This is a genomic window from Syntrophaceae bacterium (assembly GCA_013177795.1).
Lineage (GTDB): Bacteria > Desulfobacterota > Syntrophia > Syntrophales > UBA2192 > UBA2192.
Window position 1 is genome coordinate 449,456 of the sequence record JABLXY010000003.1, and the last position, 21,070, is coordinate 470,525.

At 67.3% G+C, this 21,070-nt stretch carries 18 protein-coding genes; 4 read left to right on the plus strand and 14 right to left on the minus strand.

Translation table 11 applies throughout. The annotated features are described in order from the left end of the window. Nucleotides 1–62 precede the first annotated feature (62 nt). The 3 genes from HPY67_11970 (at nt 63) to HPY67_11980 (ending at nt 3,208) form a co-directional block, all read left to right on the plus strand. A complete protein-coding gene (locus HPY67_11970; protein ID NPV05435.1) occupies nt 63–803 on the plus strand; it encodes an ABC transporter ATP-binding protein in 741 nt (246 codons plus the stop codon). After that, a complete protein-coding gene (locus HPY67_11975) occupies nt 790–1,947 on the plus strand; it encodes an FtsX-like permease family protein (GenBank protein NPV05436.1) in 1,158 nt (385 codons plus the stop codon). Before HPY67_11970 ends, HPY67_11975 begins: the two co-directional genes overlap by 14 nt. A gap of 94 nt (nt 1,948–2,041) precedes the next feature. Beyond that, a complete protein-coding gene (locus tag HPY67_11980; protein NPV05437.1) occupies nt 2,042–3,208 on the plus strand; it encodes an ABC transporter permease in 1,167 nt (388 codons plus the stop codon). Between the two features lie 134 nt (nt 3,209–3,342). Here the strand turns inward: HPY67_11980 and HPY67_11985 are convergent, their stop codons facing one another. After that, a complete protein-coding gene (locus HPY67_11985; GenBank protein ID NPV05438.1) occupies nt 3,343–3,696 on the minus strand; it encodes a septum formation initiator family protein in 354 nt (117 codons plus the stop codon). 483 nt (nt 3,697–4,179) lie between these two features. On the opposite strand from HPY67_11985, the gene HPY67_11990 reads away from it, so the two are divergent. Beyond that, nucleotides 4,180–4,362 (plus strand): hypothetical protein, encoded by a 183-nt coding sequence (locus HPY67_11990; protein ID NPV05439.1) that lies wholly within the window; start codon nt 4,180–4,182, stop codon nt 4,360–4,362. Between the two features lie 158 nt (nt 4,363–4,520). Here HPY67_11990 and HPY67_11995 read toward each other — a convergent pair whose 3' ends face one another. The 13 genes from HPY67_11995 to HPY67_12055 all read right to left on the minus strand — a co-directional run bounded on the left by HPY67_11995 (nt 4,521) and on the right by HPY67_12055 (nt 21,070). After that, a complete protein-coding gene (locus HPY67_11995) occupies nt 4,521–5,414 on the minus strand; it encodes a hypothetical protein (protein NPV05440.1) in 894 nt (297 codons plus the stop codon). 168 nt (nt 5,415–5,582) lie between these two features. After that, the gene (locus HPY67_12000; protein ID NPV05441.1) at nt 5,583–7,310 is read right to left on the minus strand and encodes a radical SAM protein; all 1,728 of its coding nucleotides are present in this window, start codon (nt 7,308–7,310) and stop codon (nt 5,583–5,585) included. A 1-nt stretch (nt 7,311) separates the two neighbouring features. Further along, nucleotides 7,312–8,481 carry a cell division protein FtsZ gene (gene ftsZ, locus HPY67_12005; GenBank protein NPV05442.1) on the minus strand — a complete coding sequence of 390 codons (1,170 nt, stop codon included), beginning with the start codon at nt 8,479–8,481 and terminating at the stop codon, nt 7,312–7,314. A 14-nt stretch (nt 8,482–8,495) separates the two neighbouring features. Further along, nucleotides 8,496–9,719, minus strand: a complete 1,224-nt coding sequence (gene ftsA / locus HPY67_12010) for a cell division protein FtsA (protein NPV05443.1) — start codon at nt 9,717–9,719, stop codon at nt 8,496–8,498. Between the two features lie 144 nt (nt 9,720–9,863). After that, nucleotides 9,864–10,694 carry an FtsQ-type POTRA domain-containing protein gene (locus HPY67_12015; protein ID NPV05444.1) on the minus strand — a complete coding sequence of 277 codons (831 nt, stop codon included), beginning with the start codon at nt 10,692–10,694 and terminating at the stop codon, nt 9,864–9,866. Nucleotide 10,695: 1 nt separating this feature from the next. Beyond that, a complete protein-coding gene (gene murB / locus HPY67_12020) occupies nt 10,696–11,619 on the minus strand; it encodes a UDP-N-acetylmuramate dehydrogenase (GenBank protein ID NPV05445.1) in 924 nt (307 codons plus the stop codon). 178 nt (nt 11,620–11,797) lie between these two features. After that, nucleotides 11,798–13,183: a UDP-N-acetylmuramate--L-alanine ligase gene (locus HPY67_12025; GenBank protein NPV05446.1), complete on the minus strand. Its 1,386-nt coding sequence runs from the start codon at nt 13,181–13,183 to the stop codon at nt 11,798–11,800. A 135-nt stretch (nt 13,184–13,318) separates the two neighbouring features. Continuing rightward, nucleotides 13,319–14,413, minus strand: coding sequence for an undecaprenyldiphospho-muramoylpentapeptide beta-N-acetylglucosaminyltransferase (murG, locus tag HPY67_12030; protein NPV05447.1), 1,095 nt, complete (start codon nt 14,411–14,413; stop codon nt 13,319–13,321). After that, nucleotides 14,401–15,540 (minus strand): putative lipid II flippase FtsW, encoded by a 1,140-nt coding sequence (gene ftsW, locus HPY67_12035; GenBank protein NPV05448.1) that lies wholly within the window; start codon nt 15,538–15,540, stop codon nt 14,401–14,403. Before ftsW ends, murG begins: the two co-directional genes overlap by 13 nt. A 4-nt stretch (nt 15,541–15,544) precedes the next feature. Continuing rightward, complete coding sequence (gene murD / locus HPY67_12040) at nt 15,545–16,921, minus strand: UDP-N-acetylmuramoyl-L-alanine--D-glutamate ligase (GenBank protein ID NPV05449.1); 1,377 nt, start codon at nt 16,919–16,921, stop codon at nt 15,545–15,547. Nucleotides 16,922–16,930: 9 nt separating this feature from the next. After that, nucleotides 16,931–18,010 carry a phospho-N-acetylmuramoyl-pentapeptide-transferase gene (locus HPY67_12045; protein NPV05450.1) on the minus strand — a complete coding sequence of 360 codons (1,080 nt, stop codon included), beginning with the start codon at nt 18,008–18,010 and terminating at the stop codon, nt 16,931–16,933. Nucleotides 18,011–18,119: 109 nt separating this feature from the next. Then, nucleotides 18,120–19,544, minus strand: a complete 1,425-nt coding sequence (locus HPY67_12050; GenBank protein NPV05451.1) for a UDP-N-acetylmuramoyl-tripeptide--D-alanyl-D-alanine ligase — start codon at nt 19,542–19,544, stop codon at nt 18,120–18,122. Next, complete coding sequence (locus HPY67_12055; GenBank protein ID NPV05452.1) at nt 19,541–21,070, minus strand: UDP-N-acetylmuramoyl-L-alanyl-D-glutamate--2,6-diaminopimelate ligase; 1,530 nt, start codon at nt 21,068–21,070, stop codon at nt 19,541–19,543. The genes HPY67_12050 and HPY67_12055 overlap by 4 nt, the downstream gene beginning before the upstream one ends.

The window sequence follows — 21,070 nt, forward strand, 5'->3', positions numbered from 1 at the left end:
GCAGACCCTTCCGAACTTCTCAGCTTCCCAACTTCACAGCTTCCGGATTGAAGAGGAGGGCCATGCCCGAGTCGACCTCGATCTGTGACGAACACGGCCCGGCCCCCGTGCTGGAGAACCAGCCGGTCATCGTCGCGGTGCGCAACGTCAGCAAGTCCTACCAGCGCGGCAGCCACGTCATCCCCGTGCTGCGGGAGATCGATTTCGACATCCGCGAGGGCGAGTTCCTCGCGCTGATGGGCCCCTCGGGATCGGGCAAGAGCACGCTGCTGAACCTCATCGCCGGGATCGACAAGGCCGACAGCGGCTCGATCGTCGTCGGCGGCGTCGACATCACGGCCCTCGACGAGACGGAGCTGGCCCGCTGGCGCGCCACCCACGTGGGGTTCATCTTCCAGTTCTACAACCTCATCCCCGTGCTCACGGCCTTCGAGAACGTGGAGCTTCCCCTGCAGCTCACGGGCCTGAGCCGCGCCGAGCGCCGCGAGCATGTCGAGACGGCCCTTCGCGTGGTGAACCTCGCGCACCGGATGGATCACTACCCCTCGCAGCTCTCCGGCGGCGAGCAGCAGCGGGTGGCGATCGCCCGGGCCATCGTCACGGACCCCACGATCCTGGTGGCCGACGAGCCCACGGGGGACCTCGACCGCGCCTCGGCGCGGGAGATCATGGCCCTCATGTGCCGGCTGAGCCGCGAGTCGGGCAAGACGATCATCATGGTGACCCACGATCCCAAGGCCGCCGAGGCGGCCCAGGTGATCCTCCGCCTCGACAAGGGCTCCCTGAACCATGGGCCTGCTTAAGCTTTTCCTCCGCAACGCCTTCCGTCACAAGCTGCGGACGGGGCTCACGGTCCTGGGCATCACCATCGCCATCCTCGCCTTCGGGATGCTGCGGACCATGGTCAACGCCTGGTACGCGGGCGTCGAGGCCTCGTCGGCCAACCGGCTCGTGATCCGCAACGCCATCTCCCTCGTCTTTCCCCTTCCGCTGGCCTACAAGGACAAGATCCGCCAGGTGAGCGGCGTGACCCTCGTCTCCTGGGGCAACTGGTTCGGCGGCGTCTACATCGAGGAGAAGAACTTCTTCCCCAACTTCGCCGTCGACCCCCGCAGCTTCCTGGCCCTGTACCCGGAGTACCTCATCCCGGACCCGCAGAAGGCTGCTTTTTTCGGCGACCGCAAGGGCGCCGTGGTGGGTAAGAAACTCGCCGACAAGTTCGGCTGGAAGGTCGGCGACACGGTCACCCTCAAGGGCACGATCTTCCCCGGCAACTGGGAGTTCACCGTCCGGGGCATCTACCGGGGCAAGGACCGCAGCGTCGACGAGACCCAGTTCTTCTTTCACTGGGAATACCTCGACGAGACGATGAAGAAGACGGCCCCCCGGCGCGCCGGCCAAGTGGGGTACTACATCATCGGGATCGCGAACCCCAACCTCGCGGGCGAAGTGAGCGCGGCCATCGACGCCGCCTTCAAGAATTCGCTCGCCGAGACCCTCACGGAGACGGAGAAGGCCTTCCAGATGAGCTTCGTCTCCATGACCGAGGCGATCCTCATCGCCATCCAGCTCGTCTCCATCGTGATCATCGTCATCATCATGGCCGTCGTCGCCAACACGATGGCCATGACGGCCCGCGAGCGGATCGGGGAGTACGCCGTGTTCAAGACCCTCGGGTTCGGGGGCTGGTTCATCGCGGGGCTCATCTTCGGGGAGTCCCTCTTCATCAGCCTCCTGGGGACGGCGATCGGGATCGGGCTCACGTTCCCGGCGGCGGAGGCCTTCGCCGACTACCTGGGGACCTACTTCCCCATCTTCTTCGTGGAGAGGGAGACGGTCCTCATGGACCTCGCCGCCGGGGTGCTCGTGGGGGTGGTGGCGGCCCTGTTCCCCACGTGGCGGGCCGTCAACATCCGCATTGCCGAAGGCCTGCGGAGGATCGGGTAAGGACCGGAAGAGCGGAAGCGAGGAAGAGCACAAGAGCGGAAAAGGCGCGGAATGAATTAACCCTGTATCCTGTACCCCGGACTCTGGACAAGACATGCGGGTTCCCGTTTCCTACAGCTTCCGGAATCTCTGGACGAGGCGACTGACGACGATCCTCACCGCCGCGGGCATGGCGCTCGTCGTCTTCGTCTTCGCCGCCATCCTCATGCTGGCCGAGGGCCTGCAGAAGACCCTCGTCGAGACGGGCTCCTGGGACAACGTGGTCCTCATCCGCAAGGGCTCCCAGTCGGAGGTGCAGAGCGGCATCGAGCGGCTGCAGGCCTCCATCCTCGAGACGCAGCCCGAGGTGGCCGTGGGGGCGGATGGGCGGCGTGTCCTTGCAAAGGAAGTCGTGGTGCTGATCAGCCTCCCGAGGAGGGGCACCGACAAGCCCTCGAACGTCATCATCCGGGGCATCGGCGATCAGTCGATGGCGATGCGCCCCCAGGTGAGGCTGACGGAAGGCCGGATGCCCCGGCGGGGCTCCGCCGAGATCCTCGCCGGCGCGAGCGTGGCGCAGCGGTTCTCGGGGGCCGGGATCGGCGAGACGCTTCGTTTCGGCATGCGGGACTGGACCGTGGTGGGGATCTTCGACGCGGGGAGCACCGGGTTCAGCTCCGAGATCTGGGGCGATGCGGACCAGCTCATGCAGACCTTTCGCCGCCAGGCCTACTCGTCGGTGATCTTCAGGCTGAGCGACCCCTCGGCCTTCGACGCCTTCAAGGCCCGCGTCGAGTCCGACCCCAGGCTGACCGTCGAGGCCAAGCGCGAGACCCGCTTCTACGCCGACCAGTCGGAAGTGATGGCGAAGTTCCTGCGGATCCTCGGGATGTCGCTGACGATCATCTTCTCGCTGGGCGCCGTCATCGGGGCCATGATCACCATGTATGCCGCCGTGGCGAACCGCACCGCCGAGATCGGCACGCTGAGGGCCCTAGGGTTCCAGCGCCGCAGCATCCTGGCGGCCTTCCTCGTGGAGTCGCTGCTCCTGGGGCTCATCGGGGGTGCCGCGGGGCTCTTCTTTGCCTCCTTTCTCCAGCTGTTCACGATCTCGACGCTCAACTTCCAGACCTTTTCGGAGCTGGCCTTCTCCTTCACCCTCACCGCCGGGATCGTGTGGCAGGCCCTTCTCTTCTCGCTCGTCATGGGGTTCGTCGGGGGCGTGCTGCCGGCCCTGCGCGCCTCGCGGATGAAGATCGTCGACGCGCTGAGGACGACCTAGGCAGGGGACGGGCAACAGGCAACACCAACATCCTTGCGGGTGCTCTTCCCCGTCATCCGGCCGCCGTCACCTTGACCGGTGCAGGCGGCATGAGACGACCAGGCGGGCCGGATCGGCAAGACGGGCGAGACGGACTACATGGGAGCGCCGGACTTCCCGGCAGGCGGGCCATGCGTCGCCTGCGGCGGACTCCCGTCGCCGCTCGGCGGAGTCGATGCCGCCGGTTCCACGAACCGGTAGATCAGCTCCCCCCGCTTCACCATGCCCAATTCCTGGCGGGCGACGGACTCGATGTACCGGGGCTCTTCCCGGATCAGGAGCGCCTCGCGCTTCAGGCTGTTGTTCACCGCCTCGAGCCGGGCATTCTCGGCCCTCAGATCAGCGAGCTTCTGCTTCAGTCGCTGGTTGTCCAGCAGTCCCCGGTTTCCGAAGACGATGAAGAAGCCGACGAAGAGGATGATCAACAGCAGGTAACGGCCGATTCTCATTTCCGCCCCGGGAGCCGCTCAGGCTTTGCGAGATGAGTCTGCGAAGACACCCCACCAGCGGATTTCGCATGCAAGAATCGTGATATTTAATCAGGAAATACAGCGGACTAGGCATGATTCGGGGCGTACGCGGCGGCCTCCTGCCGGAAACGGGTTCTCCCGGTCCGGGACTCGCGGCTTCGTGCCGGGTATGGCGGCGCGATCGCGATGCGGCTGGCGCGATCGGATGGGGTTTGGCGATTTTTTCAGGGGAGGTCTTTACAGGAGATGCAGTTCAATCTACATTTTTTGTAGTAGTGTGCCGCAAGAATCCCCGGGTCATACTTTTTCATGAAGCGCCGCAACGCTTCGAGGACCCGCGTGTCAGACGGTATGCCCGGTGTTTCTTGATGCGGCCCGGAAAAATGCCCCTTCATTCAATGTGGGCACTTTTCTTGCAAAACTGAGAGTCAGAAGAGATCCTGCGTCACAGGGAGGTGTGCTATGAGCAGCCGGTACCCGTCTCCCGTCAAGGTTCTCGTCGAACTGCTCTTTGTTGTCTCCGTCATCCTGATCTGCGCCGGAGCCGCCTTCGGCAAGCTCGACGAGTTCGTCGGCCACCCCATGTTAGCCTTTGTCATCTTTTGCGGCGCGGTATTCCTCTGGTATCGGTTCCAGGAAACGTAATCAGCCTCAACACGGTCTCATAGCGCTTCAGCGGTTCACCCCGGCCGGGCTTTCCGCTCTGCCGGGGTGTGCTGTTTCTGCCGGTCCGCCCCTGCGCCGCATCGGCGGCGGCAGGGAGGGGTCCGCTCCCGGGTCCGCCCGTCGAATCCGCTGCGCGCTCAAGCCAGGAACGGCCTGTTCCTCCAATCACCCGACTCGATGACGTCCAGCTTTGCCGTGGGCTTGTTGTACAGATAGGCCCAGGCCGGCAGGCTCTCACCGCCCGCCTCCACGCGCACGATGGCCCGGCGGAACTCCGAGCGGGCATCCCCGTACCCGCGGAAGTCCTCGACGATGTCGAGCATCTCGAAGGCCTGGCGGTTGTCCTGGAGGCGGTACAGCTCGCCCGCAACGACCTGCCCGTCCCTCCTGGCCGGGACCATGCCGGGATATCCCTTGCGGCAGTCGAACAGGATCCCGGGCGCCTTGGCCTCCCGGCGGGTCATGGGGTGTGCGCAGGACTCGAGCAGGTGATGCCGCGCGAAGCCCTTCATGAGCGTCCCGTAGACGAAGATGTGGTCGATGCTCCACGGGGCCTCGCGCCCTGCGGCGACGGCCGTGAGCATCCGGTCGTCGAGGCCGTGGGAGAGGAGCCCGTCACGCAGGGCCGCCGCGTAGTCCAGGCGCGGGGGGTAGAACGTGCCCGCGATGTGATCGGCGAACACGCGGTAGGCCACGGCCTCCCGCTCCCGGCCGTCCTCGGTGAGCACGATCGTCTCGAAGGGCCTGTAGCAGCGGGGCACGAGCTTCTTGGCCTCGATGGCCGCCCAGCCCCCGGGCTTGACCTCGAAGAGGACGCCGGGCACGGCCTGGCCGTAGCGGCGACGAAGGTTCGAGACGCGCCCCCGGTTTTCCCGCTCGCGGTAGTTGAAGATCAGTTCGTGGTCGGGCAGCCAGGCATTGGCCACCTTGGCCTTCAGGGGATAGTCGAAGCCGTTCTTCGAGCACCACCTGGAGAGGCTCTTCTCGTTGATGTCGGAGGAGTAGGCGAAGTAGAGGGCATTCTTGTCCATGAGAACCCCTTCCTGTGGAATGCATATGTACTATAAGTCGGAACGTGAGCCACCGTCAACAGCGGAACCAGAAGGTGAGAGGGTAAGAGGGTAAGAGGGTAAGAGGGTAAGAGGGTTGGACAGGCTGCCAACCGCGAATGTGTCTCCGATTCTCCAACCTTCTTACCCTCAAACCTTCTTACCTTCTGCTGCCGGCGGCGGAGTCGCCGTTTCCATCGCCTTGCGGTACTCCTCGAGGAGAAACTCCCGGCTCACCCCGTGATCGATGAAGTCCCAAGGCAGGATCTCGGCGGGGTCCTTCTCGCGGTACACGTAGTAGTCGGCGTTGACGTTGACCTGCTTGAGCGCCTGGGGCCAGTTGCCGCCGCTGGCGTGGACGGCCAGCAGGACCTCGCCGACCAGACGGTCCCCGAGCGACAGCAGCGCCTGCACGTAGTTCCACTTCGGAAGGTCGTGAATCACGCTCACGGCGCGCTCCTTCCCGAGGGCCCTCTTGATCCTCTGGATCCGCTTGCGCACGAGGGCCGCGTCGGCCAGCGGGCTCCACTGGAAGGGCGTTGCGGGCTTGGGGATGAACTGGTTGACGCTCAGGGTGATCCGGCGGAAGCGCCGGGTCCCCTTCGCGCTCTTCACGGCATGGTGCCCGATCCGGCGGGTCAGGTCGACGATCGCGTCGACGTCCGCTTCCTCCTCCGTGGGGAGCCCCACCATGAAGTAGAGCCTCAGGTTCACGATGCCGTTTGCGATGAGATGTTCCACGGCCCGGAAGATCTGCTCCTCCGTCACCCCCTTGCGGACCACGTCGCGCAGCCGCTGGGAACCCGCCTCGGGGGCAAGCGACACCATCTCCACGCCGGATTCGGCCAGCAGCCCCGCGAGCTCGCCCGTGACCCGGTCGACCCGGAGCGACCCGATGGAGAAGCTGCCCCGGGCCGCGAGGGTCCGGCGGCAGAGGGCGGCCAGCTGCGGGTGGTCGGAGACGGCCGTCCCGAGGAGCCCCACGCGCCCCTTTCGGCGCAGCCCTTCCTCCAGCGTGGCCTCGAGCGCGGCGAGGCTGCGGAAGCGGGCCGGCCGGTAGACGAACCCGGCCGGGCAGAACCGGCACCCCCGGAAACAGCCCCGGCTCACCTCGGCAAGGAACATGTCGGCGAACTCCGTCTCGGGGGTGGTGACGACCTCGTGCGTCCGGAAGGCGTCGATCTCGCCGACGTGCCGCACCCGGACCCGCTGCGGGAAGGACGGGTCGGTCGGCCCGAAGGCCTCGATGCGCTGGCCGGGCCCGTAGTGCACGCGGTAGCACCCCGGGGCGTAGGCCCCGTCGACGGCCCGCTGCACCTCGGCGAGGATCTCCGCACGGGCTGCGCCGCCGGTGCGCAGCACGCGGTAGCGCTCGAGGAACTCCGGCACCATCTCCTCGGCCTCCCCGAGCAGGAACAGGTCGAAGAACGGTGCGAGCGGCTCGGGGTTCAGCATGACGGCGATGCCCCCGCCCAGGATCAGCGGGGCCTCTTCGCCGCGTGCCCCGGCGGCAAGCGGGATGCGCCCCCCGGCCAGCATGGCCAGGATGTTCGGGTAGTCGTTCTCGAAAGAGACGGAGAAGGCGACGATGTCGAAGTCGCAAAGCGGCCGGCCCGACTCGAGGCTCGCAAGGGGAGTCGACCCCGGGGCGAAGGTCCCTTCGTCCCCGGGGTCCGGAAGGAAGACTCTTTCGCAGAGGAAAGAGGGGGGTTCGTTGAACAGGGCATAGAGCGTCTGGAAGCCCAGGTTCGACATGCCCGTCCGGTAATGGTTGGGGTAGGCCAGCGCGATGCGGATCCGACCCTGCCAGGGAGCCGTGACCGTGCCTTCTTCTTTCGCAAGGAGGGAGGATCTGCCCTGTCTGTGCCTCCCGGCCATGCTAGTCCGCCTGCCTCCTCAGAAACGTGGGGATCTCGAGGTTCACCTCCTCGTCCGCGCCGGCCTGTCCCATGGGGATGACGGCCTGGGTTGCGGGCGGGGCCTTTTCCTTGTCCTTGCGCAGGAAGGCCGGCGTGCTCAGGTCCTCGCGCTGGCGGTAGCTGCTGAGGTGCGAGACGTTGGGGGCGCTCTGCCGCTTCCTGCCGCCCTGCTCGAAGCCGGTGGCGATGACGGTGATCCGGATCTCGTCGCCCATGGTGTCGTCGATGACGGTGCCGAAGATGATGTTGGCCTCCTCGTCGGCCTCGGCCTGGATCAGCCCGGAGGCCTCGCTCACCTCGAAGAGGGTGATGTCGGGCCCCGCCGTGATGTTCAGCAGCACGCCGCGGGCGCCCTGGATGGAGTTGTCCTCCAGCAGCGGCGACGAGATGGCCCGCTGGGCCGCCTCGACGGCGCGGTTCTCGCCGCTGGCGATCCCCGTCCCCATGAGGGCGAGCCCCATCTCGCTCATGATGCTCCGCACGTCGGCGAAGTCCAGGTTGATGAGACCGGGCACCATGATGAGGTCCGAGATGCCCTTGACGGCGTGGTAGAGGATCTCGTCGGCCTTCTTGAAGGCCTCGAGCAGCGACATCGTCTTGCCGCCCACGCTGAGCAGGCGCTGGTTGGGGATCACGATGAGGGTGTCGACGATCTTCTTGAGCTCCGCGAGGCCCTCCTCGGCCTGCCGCTCGCGCCTCTTGCCCTCGAAGAGGAAGGGCTTGGTGACGACGGCCACCGTGAGCGCACCCATGCTCTTGGCCACCTCGGCCACGATGGGCGCCCCGCCCGTCCCCGTGCCGCCCCCCAGGCCGGCGGTGATGAAGACCATGTCCGCCCCGGCCAGCGCGGCCTTGACGGCGTCCATCGTCTCGATGGCCGCGCGCTTGCCGATCTCGGGGTCGGAGCCCGCGCCGAGGCCGCGCGTCACGTCGTTGCCGAGCTGGACCTTCATGGGCGCCAGCGATGCCCGCAGGGCCTGGGCATCCGTGTTGGCCGCGATGAAGTCGACCCCCTGCAGGTTGTAGCTGATCATGGTGTTCAGGGCATTGCCGCCGCCCCCGCCGATGCCGACCACCTTGATCCGGGCCGTCCCGCCGGACGCCGTCCCGCCATCCAGTAGTTCAAACATACGTCTTCCTCCCGTCAGAAGAATTCGGAAAACCACTTCTTGATTTTTTTCGTCGACCGCCCCCACCAGCCGCCGCCGCCGCGGGTGCCGCGCCGCGCGACCCGCCTGCTCCCGTAGACCACGAGCCCCGCGGCCGTGGCGTAGACCGGGCTGTTGATGATGTCGGTCAGCCCGCTGATCCCCATGGGGAACCCCTTCCGCACGGGCATCTGGAAGACCCGCTCGGCCAGCTCCGTGATCCCCGCCAGCATGGCGGTGCCCCCCGTGATCACGATTCCCGCCGTGAGCTGGTCGTCGTATCCCGCCTTGACGAACTCCTTGTTGACGAGCGAGAAAATCTCCTCCATCCGCGGCTCGATGATCTCGCCCAGGATCTGCCGCGACACCTTGCGCGCCTCCCGCCCGCCCACGCTGGGCACCTCGATCGTCTCGCCCTGGGGGATCATGAAGGTGTTGGCGCAGCCGAACTTGATCTTCATCTTCTCGGCCTCGGTCACGGGGGTGCGCAGCCCGATGGAGATGTCGTTGGTGAGGTAGTGGCCGCCGATGGGCAGGACGGCCGTGTGCTTGATGCTGCCCTCACGGTAGACGGCGATGTCCGTCGTGCCGCCCCCGATGTCGACGAGGGCCACCCCGAGCTCCTTCTCGTCGGCCGAGAGCACCGCCTCGGCCGTGGCCAGCTGCTCGAGGACGATCTCGTCGATGTCCAGGCCCACGCGGTTGACGCTCTTGATGATGTTCTGCGTCGAGGCCGTGGCCCCCGTCACGATGTGGACCTTCGCCTCGAGCCGCACCCCGGCCATCCCCACGGGGTTCTTGACCCCCTCCTGCTCGTCGACGATGTAGTGCTGGGGCAGGACGTGCAGGATCTCGCGGTCCAGCGGGATGCTGATGGCGCGGGCGGCTTCGATGGCGCGCCGGACGTCCATCTCCTCGACCTCGCGGCCCTGGACGGCGACGATGCCGTGGCTGTTGAGGCTCTTGATGTGGCTGCCGGAGACCCCGGTGAACACGCTGCGGATCTCGACGCCGGACATGAACTCGGCCTCCTCGACGGCCTTCTTGATCGACTCGACGGTGCTGTCGATGTTGACGACGACCCCCTTGCGCAGCCCCTCCGTGGGGGACGTGCCCAGCCCGATGACGTCGATGCCGGTGTTGGTCCGCTCGGCCACGACGGCCGTGACCTTCGTCGTCCCGATGTCGAGCCCCGTCACGATGTTGATCTTCTTCGCCATTCCTTCACTCCTGTGAATGCCGACAGCCTGTTTCCATCCGAAGCCTGCATTCGCTGTTTTCCGCTATCCGAATCACCCGCCGGCTGCCCGCGTGCTGAAGGGTTCTCCAACCTTCCCACCTTCTCAACTTCTCAACTTCTTCTTTTACGCCCGCACGCCCCCCGTCACCTTCACCGGCACGCGGAACTCGCGGTGCTGGACCGTCACCTTGCCGGGGTTGTTGAGGTCGATGATGAAATACCCCGAGAGGTTTCGCCGCGCCAGGTCCGCCAGCACCGGCTTGAGGCGCCTGAGCTTCGTGTCGAAGTCCCCGAACCCCAGCTTGAGGCAGAGGCCGTCGGCGAACAGCGACAGCCCGAAGAGCTCATCGCCGTGGATCTCGGAGATGTGGCGGATCTCGGGGACCTCCGTGTAGGAGGCCATGTAGTCGAGCAGCTCGAGGGACTTGAGGATCATCTCGCGGTTCTCGACCCCCTTGCGGTAAAACCCCGTGAGCACGGGCAGGTCCGTCTTCTCGCCCGCGGCGACCTTCTCGAAGACGGTGCCGTCGCGCTCGATGAAGTACAGGCCGTCGCCCCGTTCCACGAGGGCCACGGGCTTTCGCTCCGTGACCTCGATGACGAGCCGGTCGGGGAAGTCCCGCCTGACCGAGACGTCCTTCACCCAGGGGTTGGCCTTGACCTTGCGGGCCACGGCGCCCAGGTTCGTCATGAGGATGTTCTGCGAGGGCTTGAGGCCGGTGAGTTCGACGACGGCGTCGCTCTGCAGCCGCTCGGTGCCCCGGACGAGCGTCTCCTTCATCTGGAAGTAGGGCGACACGATGACGAAGTTGTAGCCGAAGATGATCACCGAGGCGACGACGACCACGCAGGCCATCAGCAGCACCGTCTTGCCGATCTCGACGAGGATCCTCCTCGAGCGCCGGCGCATCCGGTTGACCCGGGTTTCGATGGCGGAACGGACCGATCGTCTCAACTCACTCCTCCCCGATGATCTGCACCTCGGGCTCGAGGTCGATGCCCCGTCTGTCGCGGACGGCCTTGCGCACCCGCTCGATGAGCCCGATGATGTCTCTCGCCGTGGCGCCGCCGAGGTTCACGATGAAGTTGCCGTGCAGCTCCGACACCCGCGCCCCGCCGAGGGTGAGGCCCTTGAGCCCCGCCTCGTCGATGAGCCGCCCCGCGGGCGTGCCCTTCGGGTTCTTGAAGATGGAGCCGGCGCTGCGGTACTGCAGGGGGTGCTTGCCCGATCGGGTTTTCAGGATCTCCCGGACGCGTTCCTCGACGGCCCCGCGGTCGCCGCGGGCCAGGTCGAACACCCCGCCCAAGATGCAGGCCCCCTCGGGCAGGGCGAGGCTGCGGTACTCGAAGTGCAGGGCGGAGCGCCGTCTCGACACGCGGTTCCCCCCGCCGTTGAGCCAGTCCACCGATTCGATGACGTCCTTCATCTCGCTGCCCCAGGCCCCGGCGTTCATCCGGATGCCGCCGCCGACGCTGCCGGGGATGCCGGCGCAGAACTCCATGCCCGTGAGGCCCTCCCGGGCCGCCAGGGCCACCACCTCGGAAAGCGATGCGCCCGCCTCGGCGTGCAGCGCCGCCCGGTGCTCCCCGCGGCCCTCGACGCGGACGGAGCGCATCCCCCTCGTGGAGACGACGGCGCCGCGGAACCCGCCGTCGCGGACGATGAGGTTCGTCCCGTTGCCTATGAAGAAGACGGGCACGCCCTCGGCGCGCAGGAAGGCGACGAGCCGGCCCAGTTCTTCCGCGTTCTCCGGGAACACGAGCGCATCGGCCCGCCCCCCCACGCCGATGGAGGTGTGGCGGTCCATGCACTCGTCGAAGAGCACCTTGCCCGTGGCGATCTCCGTCAGTCTTTTTCTCCAGTCCGTCGCGTGCTGCATGACCGTCCTTGCCGCTCAAGGATACGAAGTTGAGAAGCTGTGAAGTTGAGAAGTTTTGAACAAGATTTCGGAAGGTTCTTTTCCCAGCTTCTCAACTTCTGAACTTCACAGCTTCCATCCGTTCAAAAAGGGATGGCAGCCGCCGGGGCGGGGGTGCGGAGGGGTCGCCCCGCCCGCCTCAGCGGCGTGCCTTCTCCTCCTTTGCCTTTCTCAGAAACTCCATCCCCACCTTCCAGACGTTGCCGGCGCCCTGGGTGATGATCACGTCCCCGGGGCGGGCGATCTCCCGGAGATGCTCCACGATCCCTTCCGTCGTCGGGATGTACCGTGCGCTCCGGTGTCCCACGGCCTCGATGCCCTTGAAGAGGTTGAAGGACGTGACGCCCTCGATGGGGGGCTCGCTCGCGGGGTAGATGTCCGTCAGGATGAGCTCGTCCGCGTCGGGGAAGCACGTGAGGAACTCCTTGTACAGGGCCCGCGTGCGCGTGTAGCGGTGCGGCTGGAAGACGACGATGAGGCGCCCCTTCCAGAGCTGCCGCGCCGCCTTCAGCGTGGCCAGGATCTCCGTGGGGTGATGGCCGTAGTCGTCGACGACCGTGACGCCGTCGGCCTCGCCCTTCACCTCGAGGCGGCGCTGCACGCCGTGGTAGGCGGCCAGCCCCGCGCGGATCGCCTCGAAGTCCATGTCGAGCTCCCGGGCCACGGCGAAGGCGGCCATGGAGTTGAGCACGTTGAACAGCCCCGGCACGTGCAGCGTGATCTCGCCCAGGCGCACCCCCTTGTGGTAGAGCGTGTAGCGCGACTCGGGCCCCTCGAGGGCGATCGCCTTCGCCTGGTAGTCGGCCCCGTCGGCAAGGCCGTAGGTGATCGTCCGGCGCTTGATCCGCGGGAAGACGGCCCGCACGTGCTCGTCGTCGCTGCAGAGGATCGTGACCCCGTAGAAGGGGACGATGTTGGCGAAGCGGACGAAGGCCTCCTTGATGTCGTCGATGTCCCGGTAGTAGTCCAGGTGCTCGCGGTCGATGTTCGTGATCACGGCGATCGTGGGCGAGAGCTTCAGGAAGGAGCCGTCGCTCTCGTCCGCCTCGGCGACGATCACCTCCCCGTCACCCAGCCGCGCATTGCTGCCGATCGACGAGAGCTTGCCGCCGATCACCATCGTGGGGTCGAGTCCCCCGTGGGCGAGGATCGTGGAGACCATGGAGGTCGTCGTCGTCTTGCCGTGCATGCCCGAGACGGCGACGGAGAGCTTCATCTTGAGGAGCTCCGCCAGCATCTCGGCCCGGGGGATGACGGGGATGTTGCGCCGGTGGGCCTCCTGCACCTCGGGGTTGTCGGCCCTGACGGCCGTGGAGGTGACGACCACGTCGGCCGTCTCGAGGTTCGACTCCCGGTGGCCGTAGTGGATCCGGGCCCCCAGGGCGGAGAGCCTCTGCGTCGTGTCCGATTCCGTCAGGTCCGAGCCGCTGACGGCGTAGCCCAGGTTGAGGAGCACCTCGGCGATCCCGCTCATGCCGATCCCGCCGATCCCCACGAAGTGGATCCGCCGGACCTTGCGCTTCATCAAGTCTCTGCGATAGCCGTTCTGCATCAGGGTCTTTCCTGCTTATGGAATCTTGGAATACTGGAATCATGGAGCATTGGGGTTTTCAGAGCCCTTTCCCTTTCGAGCCCATCATTCCAACATTCCATCACTCCATCATTCCTGTGACTGGGTGCCCTGCACCAACGCGATGCATTCATCCACGATGTCCGCCGCCGCCCGGATGTTGCCGAGCTCCGCGGCCCTGCGCCCCATCTCCTCGAGGGCCGCCGGGTCGCCGGCCAGCCGCCGGATGATCCCCGAGAGGCGTTCGCCCGAGAGGTCCTTCTCGGGGATCATTTCGGCTGCGCCCCTGTTGACAAGGAGTTCGGCGTTCTTCGTCTGGTGGTCGTTCACGGCATGGGGGAAGGGGATGAAAACCGCCGCCTTGCCGCATGCCGTGATCTCCGCGATCGACGTGGCCCCCGCCCGGCAGATGAGCAGGTCGGCCTCCCCGTAGGCCGAGGCCATGTCCGTGATGAAGGGCAGCACCTCCGCCCTCATCGACCGGTCGCGGTAGCCTTGTTGCACAATCTCGAGGTCGTCCTTCCCCGTCTGGTGGATGATCCGGAGCCTCTCCTGCATGTCCGCCAGGTGCGGCAGCGCCTCCAGGACGGCCCGGTTGATCCGGTGCGCGCCCTGGCTTCCCCCGAAGACGAGGACCGTGAACGGCTCGCCCGGCTTCCGGGCCCGCCGCCTGCCCGCGGCGATGGCCGCCCGGATCGGGTTTCCCGTTACCCGCACCCGCCCGGGGCGGAACCACCGCGCCGTCTCGGGGAAGCTGACGAACACGCGGTCCACGAATTTCCCGAGGATCCGGTTCGTCTCGCCGGGGACGGCGTTCTGCTCGGCGATCGCCGTGGGCAGGCCCATGCAGCGGGCCGCCAGCACGGCGGGCCCCGAGGCATAGCCCCCGACGCCGATCACGACGTTCGGGGCGAACCCGCGGAGGATCCGCCTCGATTCCAGCAGGCTCCGCGGGACCTTCGCCAGCGCCGCCAGCGACCGCCCGATGCCCCGCCCCTTGACGCCTTCCACGTCGAGCACGGCGAGCGGGAAGCCGATCTGCGGCAGCACCCGGGCCTCCAGCCCCCGGCGGGTCCCGATGAAAAGAACATCCGTTGCCGCGTCGCGCCGGCGGAACTCCTCGGCGATGGCCACCCCGGGAAAGAGGTGACCCCCCGTCCCGCCTCCCGCGATCACGATTCGCACAGCCCGGTCCCCCTGGGCGTCGACTTCTGGTACGTCGACAGGTTCAGCAAAATTCCAACGGCCATGCAGCTCACGATCAGCGACGTGCCCCCGTAGGACAGGAAGGGCAGGGCCATCCCCTTCGTGGGGATGAGACCCATGACGCCGGCGATGTTGATGAAGGCCTCGAGGGCCAGCAGGGTCGTGATCCCCGACGCCAGGAGGCTTCCGAAGCCGTCCTGGACGCGGAAGGCGATCACGAACCCCCGGACGATCAGCAGCCCGAAGAGTACGATGACCGCGCAGATGCCGATGAACCCGCTCTCCTCGGCGATGATGGAGAGGATGAAGTCCGTGTGCGGCTCGGGCAGGTAGAAGAGCTTCTGCATCCCGTCGCCGAGCCCCACGCCGAAGGGGCCGCCGGAGCCGAAGGACAGAAACGACTGGATGATCTGGAACCCCTTGTGCTGCGGGTCCTTCCAGGGGTCGAGGAAGGTGTTCCAGCGGTCCATCCGGTACCCCTTCATCATGACCAGGGTCACCGCGAGGGGGACAAAGGCCAGCAGCGAGCCGGCGAGGTAGCGGATGCGCGCCCCCGCGATGTACAGGACGCTCAAGGCCACCGCCATGATCAGCACGGCCGACCCGAAGTCGGGCTGTTTCACGATGAGTCCCACGGGGAGGAGCACGACGAGCAGCGGCAGGAGGAACCCCTTGCGGAACTCCTGGATGTGGGCCGATTTGCGCGTCAGGTAATGGGCCAGGAACACGACGACGAGGAGCTTCACGAGCTCGGCCGCCTGGAACGTGAAGACGCCGAGGTTGAGCCACCGCCGTGCCCCGCCCTTCGTGACGCCGATGCCGGGGACGAAGATCATCGCCAGGAGCACCAGCGAGACGCCCATCCCCGCGTAGGCCGCGCCCCGCAGCCACGTGTAGGGCGTCCGCGTGAGCGCGACCATGAGCGCGATCCCGATCACGAGGAAGAGCAGGTGCTTCTTGAGGAAGAAGTACCCGTCGCCGTATTTCTGCAGGGCGAGCATGTAGCTCGAGCTGTAGATCATCACGGTGCCGAAGGCGATGAGCGTCAGCACGACGAAAAACAGGATGAAGTCGGGCCGTCTGCCCCTTGCCGGCGTGTCGGCCATGCTCTCAATGCCCCCCTGTTGCCGTTTTCCGGTCGTTGAGCCGGTTTACGACGTCCTTGAATACCTCGCCCCGGTGGGCGTAGCTGCGAAACTCGTCGAAGCTCGCGCAGCCCGGCGAAAGCAGCACCACGTCGCCCGGAGCGGCGTCGGCGTAAGCGGCCCGGACGGCCTCGGCCATCGTGGCGGCCGCCCGCGTCGGCACGAGGCCCCCGATCCGTGCGCCGATGGCCTCGCGGGCCTCGCCGAAGAGGACCAGGGCCTTGACGCGCCGGCGGATCAGCGGCTCGAGGGTCTCGAAGTCCCCGTTCTTGTCGCGCCCGCCCAGCAGCAGGATCACGGGCCTCTCGAACGCCTCCAGGGCCCTGGCCACGGCGCTGACGTTCGTCCCCTTCGAGTCGTCGTAGAAGGCCACCCCGCCCCGCTCCCCGGCGAACTCGATCCGGTGGGCGAGCCCCCTGAAGCTGCCCACGGCCTGGGCGATCGCGCCGGGCGCGCAGCCGGCCCAGCGGGCGGCCATCACGGCGGCCATCACGTTCTCGAGGTTGTGCCGCCCGGGGAGCCGGACCATGGACAGGGGGTAGGTTTCGACCTCCCGGCCGGCCGTGCGGTACACGATTGAACCGCCCCGCAGGCCCATTCCCTCGTCGGGCACGGCCGTGGAGCTGAAGAACGCCACCTTCGCGGCGAGCCTCCGGGCGAGCGCCGCCGACCCGGGCTCGTCGGCGTTGAGGACGGCCAGGTCTTGCGGCTGCTGGTTCTCGAAGATCCGCTCCTTGGCACGCCGGTACTCGTCGTAGTCGGCGTGGTAGTCCAGGTGGTCGGGCGCGGTATTGAGCAGCACCGCCACCCGCGCCCGGAACGTCTCGATGCGCTGCAGCTGGAAGCTGCTCAGCTCGAGGACGGCCCACTCGTCGTCCTGCGGCCCCCCGACGTAGCCGATCAGGGGGTTGCCGATGTTGCCCCCCACGAAGGCCCGTTTGCCGGCTTCTGCGAGGATGTGGCCGATGAGGGCCGTCACCGTCGTCTTGCCGTTGGTGCCGGTGATGGCGATCACGGGCACCCGGAGGAACCGGAAGGCCAGCTCGGTCTCGCTCACGACGGGGATTCCCCGCCGCTCCGCCTCGCGGATCAGGGGGTTGAAGGGCGGCACCCCGGGCGAGGGCACGACGAGGTCCTGGCCTGCGACGACGGCTGCATCCGCGCCGCCCGTGATGACCTTCAGCGGCAGGCCCTCGAGGGCCCCGAGGGCCTCCCGGAGCTCCGCTTCGGGCTTGTCGTCGGTCGCGGTCACGGAGGCGCCGCGCCCGGCCGCGAAGCGCGCCGCCGCGATCCCCGTTTTCCCGAGGCCGATGACGAGAATGTTCTTGCCCTTGAGCTCCACGATGCGCTCTCACCTCAGCTTCAGCGTGCTGATGGCCACGAGGGCCAGGATGATCGAGATGATCCAGAACCGCACGATCACCTTTGGCTCCGCCCAGCCCTTCAGCTCGAAGTGGTGGTGGATGGGGGCCATGCGGAAGATCCGCTTGCCGTTGGAGATCTTGAACCAGCCCACCTGGCAGATGACCGACACGGTCTCCAGCACGAAGACCCCGCCGACGATGGCCAGGAGCAGCTCCTGCTTGGTCACGATGGCCAGCGTCCCCAGGGCCCCGCCCAGAGACAGCGAACCCACGTCGCCCATGAAGATCTGCGCGGGGTAGGTGTTGTACCAGAGAAAGCCCAGGCAGGCCCCCACCATGGCCCCGCAGAAGATCGACAGCTCGCCCGTCCCCGGCACGTACGGGATCTGGAGGTACCCGGAGATGCGCGCGTTTCCCGCGAAGTAGGCGAAGAGCAGGTACGTGATGAAGCAGATCAGCGCCGGCCCGAGGGCGAGGCCGTCCAGGCCGTCGGTGAGGTTCACGGCGTTGGCGGCCCCCACGATCACGAAGGTCGTGAACAGGATATACCCCCAGCCCAGGTCCGGCAGCATGGTCTTGAAGAAGGGGATCGTGATCGCCTGGCTGAAGGTGGGCTTGATGTAGAGGATGACCCCGATGAACAGGGCGATGGCGAATTCCAGGGCGAGCCGGACCCATCCCGGGATCCCCTTGCTGTTGCGCTTCGTGAGCTTGCGGAAGTCGTCGAGGAAGCCGATGAGGCCGAACCCGGCGGTGACGGCGATGAGCATCCAGATGTAGTCGTTGGTCAGGTTGGCCCACAGCAGCGTCGAGACGACCACGGAGAAGATGATCATGATGCCGCCCATGGTGGGCGTTCCCGACTTGGCCTGGTGCGAGCCGGGACCGTCCTCGCGGATGGTCTGCCCGATCTGCAGCGCCTCGAGCTTGCGGATGAGCCAGGGGCCGACGACGAAGCAGATCACCAGGGCCGTGATCGTCGCGTAGATCGTCCGGAACGTGATGTACCGGAACACGTTGAAGTACGAGATGGTCTCGTGGAGCGGGTACAGCAGGTGATAGATCAATGCAGCGGACCTCCAAAATACAAAACCCCAACCCGGTGCACAAGCAGTTGGGGACGCGGGGGCCTCCTGCCCCTACAGATTGAGGTCGTATCCCTATCACAGGTCCTTTTCACTTTGCAACCCCGATCGTGTCCACGATCGCCCGGACGATCTCTTCCATCCTCATCTTCCTCGAGCCCTTGACGAGGACCCAGTCGCCCGCCTTGAGGCAGGCCTTCAGATGGGCCACCGTCTCCTCGGTGGAGAGGTCGACGATCACCCTGTCGCTCCGCATCCCGCGCTTCACGGCCCCCTTCGCCGTCGCCCGGGCGAAATCCCCCCGGAGGTAGGCCTTGCCGACGCCGGTATCGGCCAGTGCCCGGCCGATCTCCTCGTGGTACCGCTCCGCCTCGTCGCCCAGCTCCAGCATGTCCCCCAGGATCACCGTGCTCGTGCACTCCCCCTTGAGGCCCTGCAGCGTCCTGAGCGCCGCCGCCACCGAGGCGGGGTTGGCGTTGTACGTGTCGTCGATGAGCAAGGCGCCGTTTTTCAGCCGCCAGACCTCCATGCGCCCGCCCACGGGCCGGAAGGCCATGAGCCCCCGGCAGATCGCGTCGAACCCGAAGCCGGCGCCCTTCGCCGCGGCCGCCGCGGCCAGGGCGTTCGAGACGTTGTGGAACCCCAGCACGGGCAGCAGGATCTCCCGCGAGGCCCCGTCAATGAGCAGCGTGAACACGGTGCCCCGCTCGGCCTCGTGGGCGATGCGGGAGGCCGTCACGTCGGCGTCCGTGTCGATCCCGAAGGTGATCATCCGGCCCTTCCACCGCTGCGCCCAGGGGGCCAGCGACCCGTCGTCGAGGTTGATCACCGCCGTGCCCCGGCCGTCCATGACTCGGTAGAGGTCCCCCTTCTCCTCCCGGATCGTCTCGAGGGACCGGAGCCCCTCGAGGTGGGCGGGGCCCACGTTGGTGACGACGCCCACGGTGGGTGCCGCGATCTCCGTGAGGCGGGCGATCTCGCCGCGGCGGTTCGTCCCCATCTCGAGGACGGCGGCCTCGTGGGTTTCGTTCATCCGGAGGATCGTCAGCGGGAGCCCCACGAGGTTGTTGAGGTTGCCCTCGCTCTTGAGCAGGTTCTTCTCCTGTCCCATGATGGCCGCGGCCATCTCCTTGGTCGTCGTCTTCCCCGTGCTCCCGGTGACGGCCACGACGGGGATGTCGAAGCGGCTGCGCCAGAAGCGGGCCAGGTCCCCCAGGGCCCTGAGCGTGTTCTCGACGGCGACGGCCGCCGTCGAACCGTCGATGCCGCGCAGGAGGCCTTCCCGGCCCCGCTCCACGAGCACCCCCGCGGCGCCCGCGGCCGCGGCCTGGCCGAGGAAGTCGTGCCCGTCGAAGCGGGGGCCCGCCAGGGGCACGAAGAGGCTTCCGGCCGCCAGGGTCCTCGTGTCCGTCGAGACCCCGTCGAACGCGTCCGACCGCCCCTGCCGCACGAGGGTGCCCCCCGTGGCCGTCAGCACGTCCTGCAGCGCGAATCGGGGGCCCTGCATCCGCGTCACGGCGTTCGCCCTCTCTTTCGGTCCAGGGCCTCGCGGGCCACCGTCCGGTCGTCGAAGGGGATCGTCCGCGTCCCGAGGATCTGGTAGTCCTCGTGGCCCTTGCCGGCGATGAGGACGATGTCGTCCGGCTCTGCGATCCCCACGGCCAGGCCGATGGCCTCCCGCCGGTCCTCCACCACGGCGTAGCGCTTGCGGCCGGCTCGGAGCCCCGCGGGGTCGGTCTTTTGCATGACGGCGGCGTCGATCCCGCCTTCGATCTCGGCGATGATCGCCAGCGGGTCCTCGGAGCGGGGGTTGTCGGACGTGATCACGGCCAGGTCGCTTTCCTCCGCGGCCGCCCGGCCCATGAGCGGGCGCTTCCCCCGGTCGCGGTCCCCGCCGCAGCCGAAGACCGTGATCAACCGGCCCCTGCGGAAGCGGGCGAGGGTCCGGATGACCCGCCGCAGGGCGTCCTCCGTGTGGGCGTAGTCGACGAAGACGAAGGGCTCGCCCGGTTCGCTGATCTTCTCGAGCCGCCCGGGGACGGCCTTTGCGCTCTCGATGCCCCGCTGGATCGCCGAGAGGGGGATCCCGAGGTGACAGGCCGCCGCAACGGCGGCCAGGATGTTGGAGAGGTTGAACGGGCCGATGAAGGGCGCCCGGATCGGGAAGGAGCCCGAGGGGGTCTCGATCTCGGCCCGGGTCTCGCCGAGGTCGTACTCCACGTCCCGGGCCTGGACGAAGGCGATCGAGTCGATGCCGAAGGTCGTGAGGCCCTTGGCCCCGATCTCGTCGGCGAGCCTCCGGCCCCAGGGGTCGTCGAGGTTGATGATCCGGCCCTGCCGGCGTCCGTTCTTCTCCCCCGCCAGCAGCTCCGTGAAGAAGCGCTTCTTGGAGGCGAAGTAATCCTCCATGGAGCCGTGGAAGTCGAGATGGTCCCGCGTGAGGTTCATGAAGATCCCGCAGTCGAATGCGCAATCGTCCACCCTCCTGAGCTCCAGCGCGTGGGAGGAGACCTCCATGACGACGTGGGTGACGCCGGCGCTGCGGATCTCGGCCAGCAGGCGCTGCAGTTCGAAGGACTCGGGGGTCGTGTGCGAGGCGGCCGTCACGGTCGAGCCCCAGCGGTAGTTCACCGTGCCGATGACGCCGGGCTCGTGGCCCGCCTCCCGCAAAACGGATTCGAGGAGGTAGGTGACGGTCGTCTTCCCGTTGGTGCCCGTCACCCCGATGAGACCGAGGGCGCCCGAGGGGTTTCCGAAGAAGTTCCGGCCCAGCAACCCCAGGGCACGGCGGCTGTCGCGGACCCGGATGGCGGTGTAGCCGGCGTGCCGGGCGATCTCCCGGTCGTAAACGACGGCCTTCGCCCCGCGGCGCACGGCCTCGGGCACGAAGAGGTGCCCGTCGTACCTGGCCCCCCGGACGGCGACGAACAGGAAGCCCTCCCCGCAGCGGCGCGAGTCGTAGCAGATGCCCTCGATCTCCCGCGCCCTCGTCCCGTGAACCTCCAGGACGTCGACATTCTCGAGAAGGTCAAGCAAGTCCAC

Bases quoted from the DNA above. Each gene is read 5' to 3' on its own strand.
- HPY67_11970 (NPV05435.1), top strand. From the start codon at position 63: ATGCCCGAGTCGACCTCGATCTGTGACGAACACGGCCCGGCCCCCGTG.
- HPY67_11975 (NPV05436.1), top strand. From the start codon at position 790: ATGGGCCTGCTTAAGCTTTTCCTCCGCAACGCCTTCCGTCACAAGCTG.
- HPY67_11980 (NPV05437.1), top strand. From the start codon at position 2,042: ATGCGGGTTCCCGTTTCCTACAGCTTCCGGAATCTCTGGACGAGGCGA.
- HPY67_11985 (NPV05438.1), bottom strand. From the start codon at position 3,696: ATGAGAATCGGCCGTTACCTGCTGTTGATCATCCTCTTCGTCGGCTTC.
- HPY67_11990 (NPV05439.1), top strand. From the start codon at position 4,180: ATGAGCAGCCGGTACCCGTCTCCCGTCAAGGTTCTCGTCGAACTGCTC.
- HPY67_11995 (NPV05440.1), bottom strand. From the start codon at position 5,414: ATGGACAAGAATGCCCTCTACTTCGCCTACTCCTCCGACATCAACGAG.
- HPY67_12000 (NPV05441.1), bottom strand. From the start codon at position 7,310: ATGGCCGGGAGGCACAGACAGGGCAGATCCTCCCTCCTTGCGAAAGAA.
- ftsZ (NPV05442.1), bottom strand. From the start codon at position 8,481: ATGTTTGAACTACTGGATGGCGGGACGGCGTCCGGCGGGACGGCCCGG.
- ftsA (NPV05443.1), bottom strand. From the start codon at position 9,719: ATGGCGAAGAAGATCAACATCGTGACGGGGCTCGACATCGGGACGACG.
- murB (NPV05445.1), bottom strand. From the start codon at position 11,619: ATGCAGCACGCGACGGACTGGAGAAAAAGACTGACGGAGATCGCCACG.
- HPY67_12025 (NPV05446.1), bottom strand. From the start codon at position 13,183: ATGAAGCGCAAGGTCCGGCGGATCCACTTCGTGGGGATCGGCGGGATC.
- ftsW (NPV05448.1), bottom strand. From the start codon at position 15,540: ATGGCCGACACGCCGGCAAGGGGCAGACGGCCCGACTTCATCCTGTTT.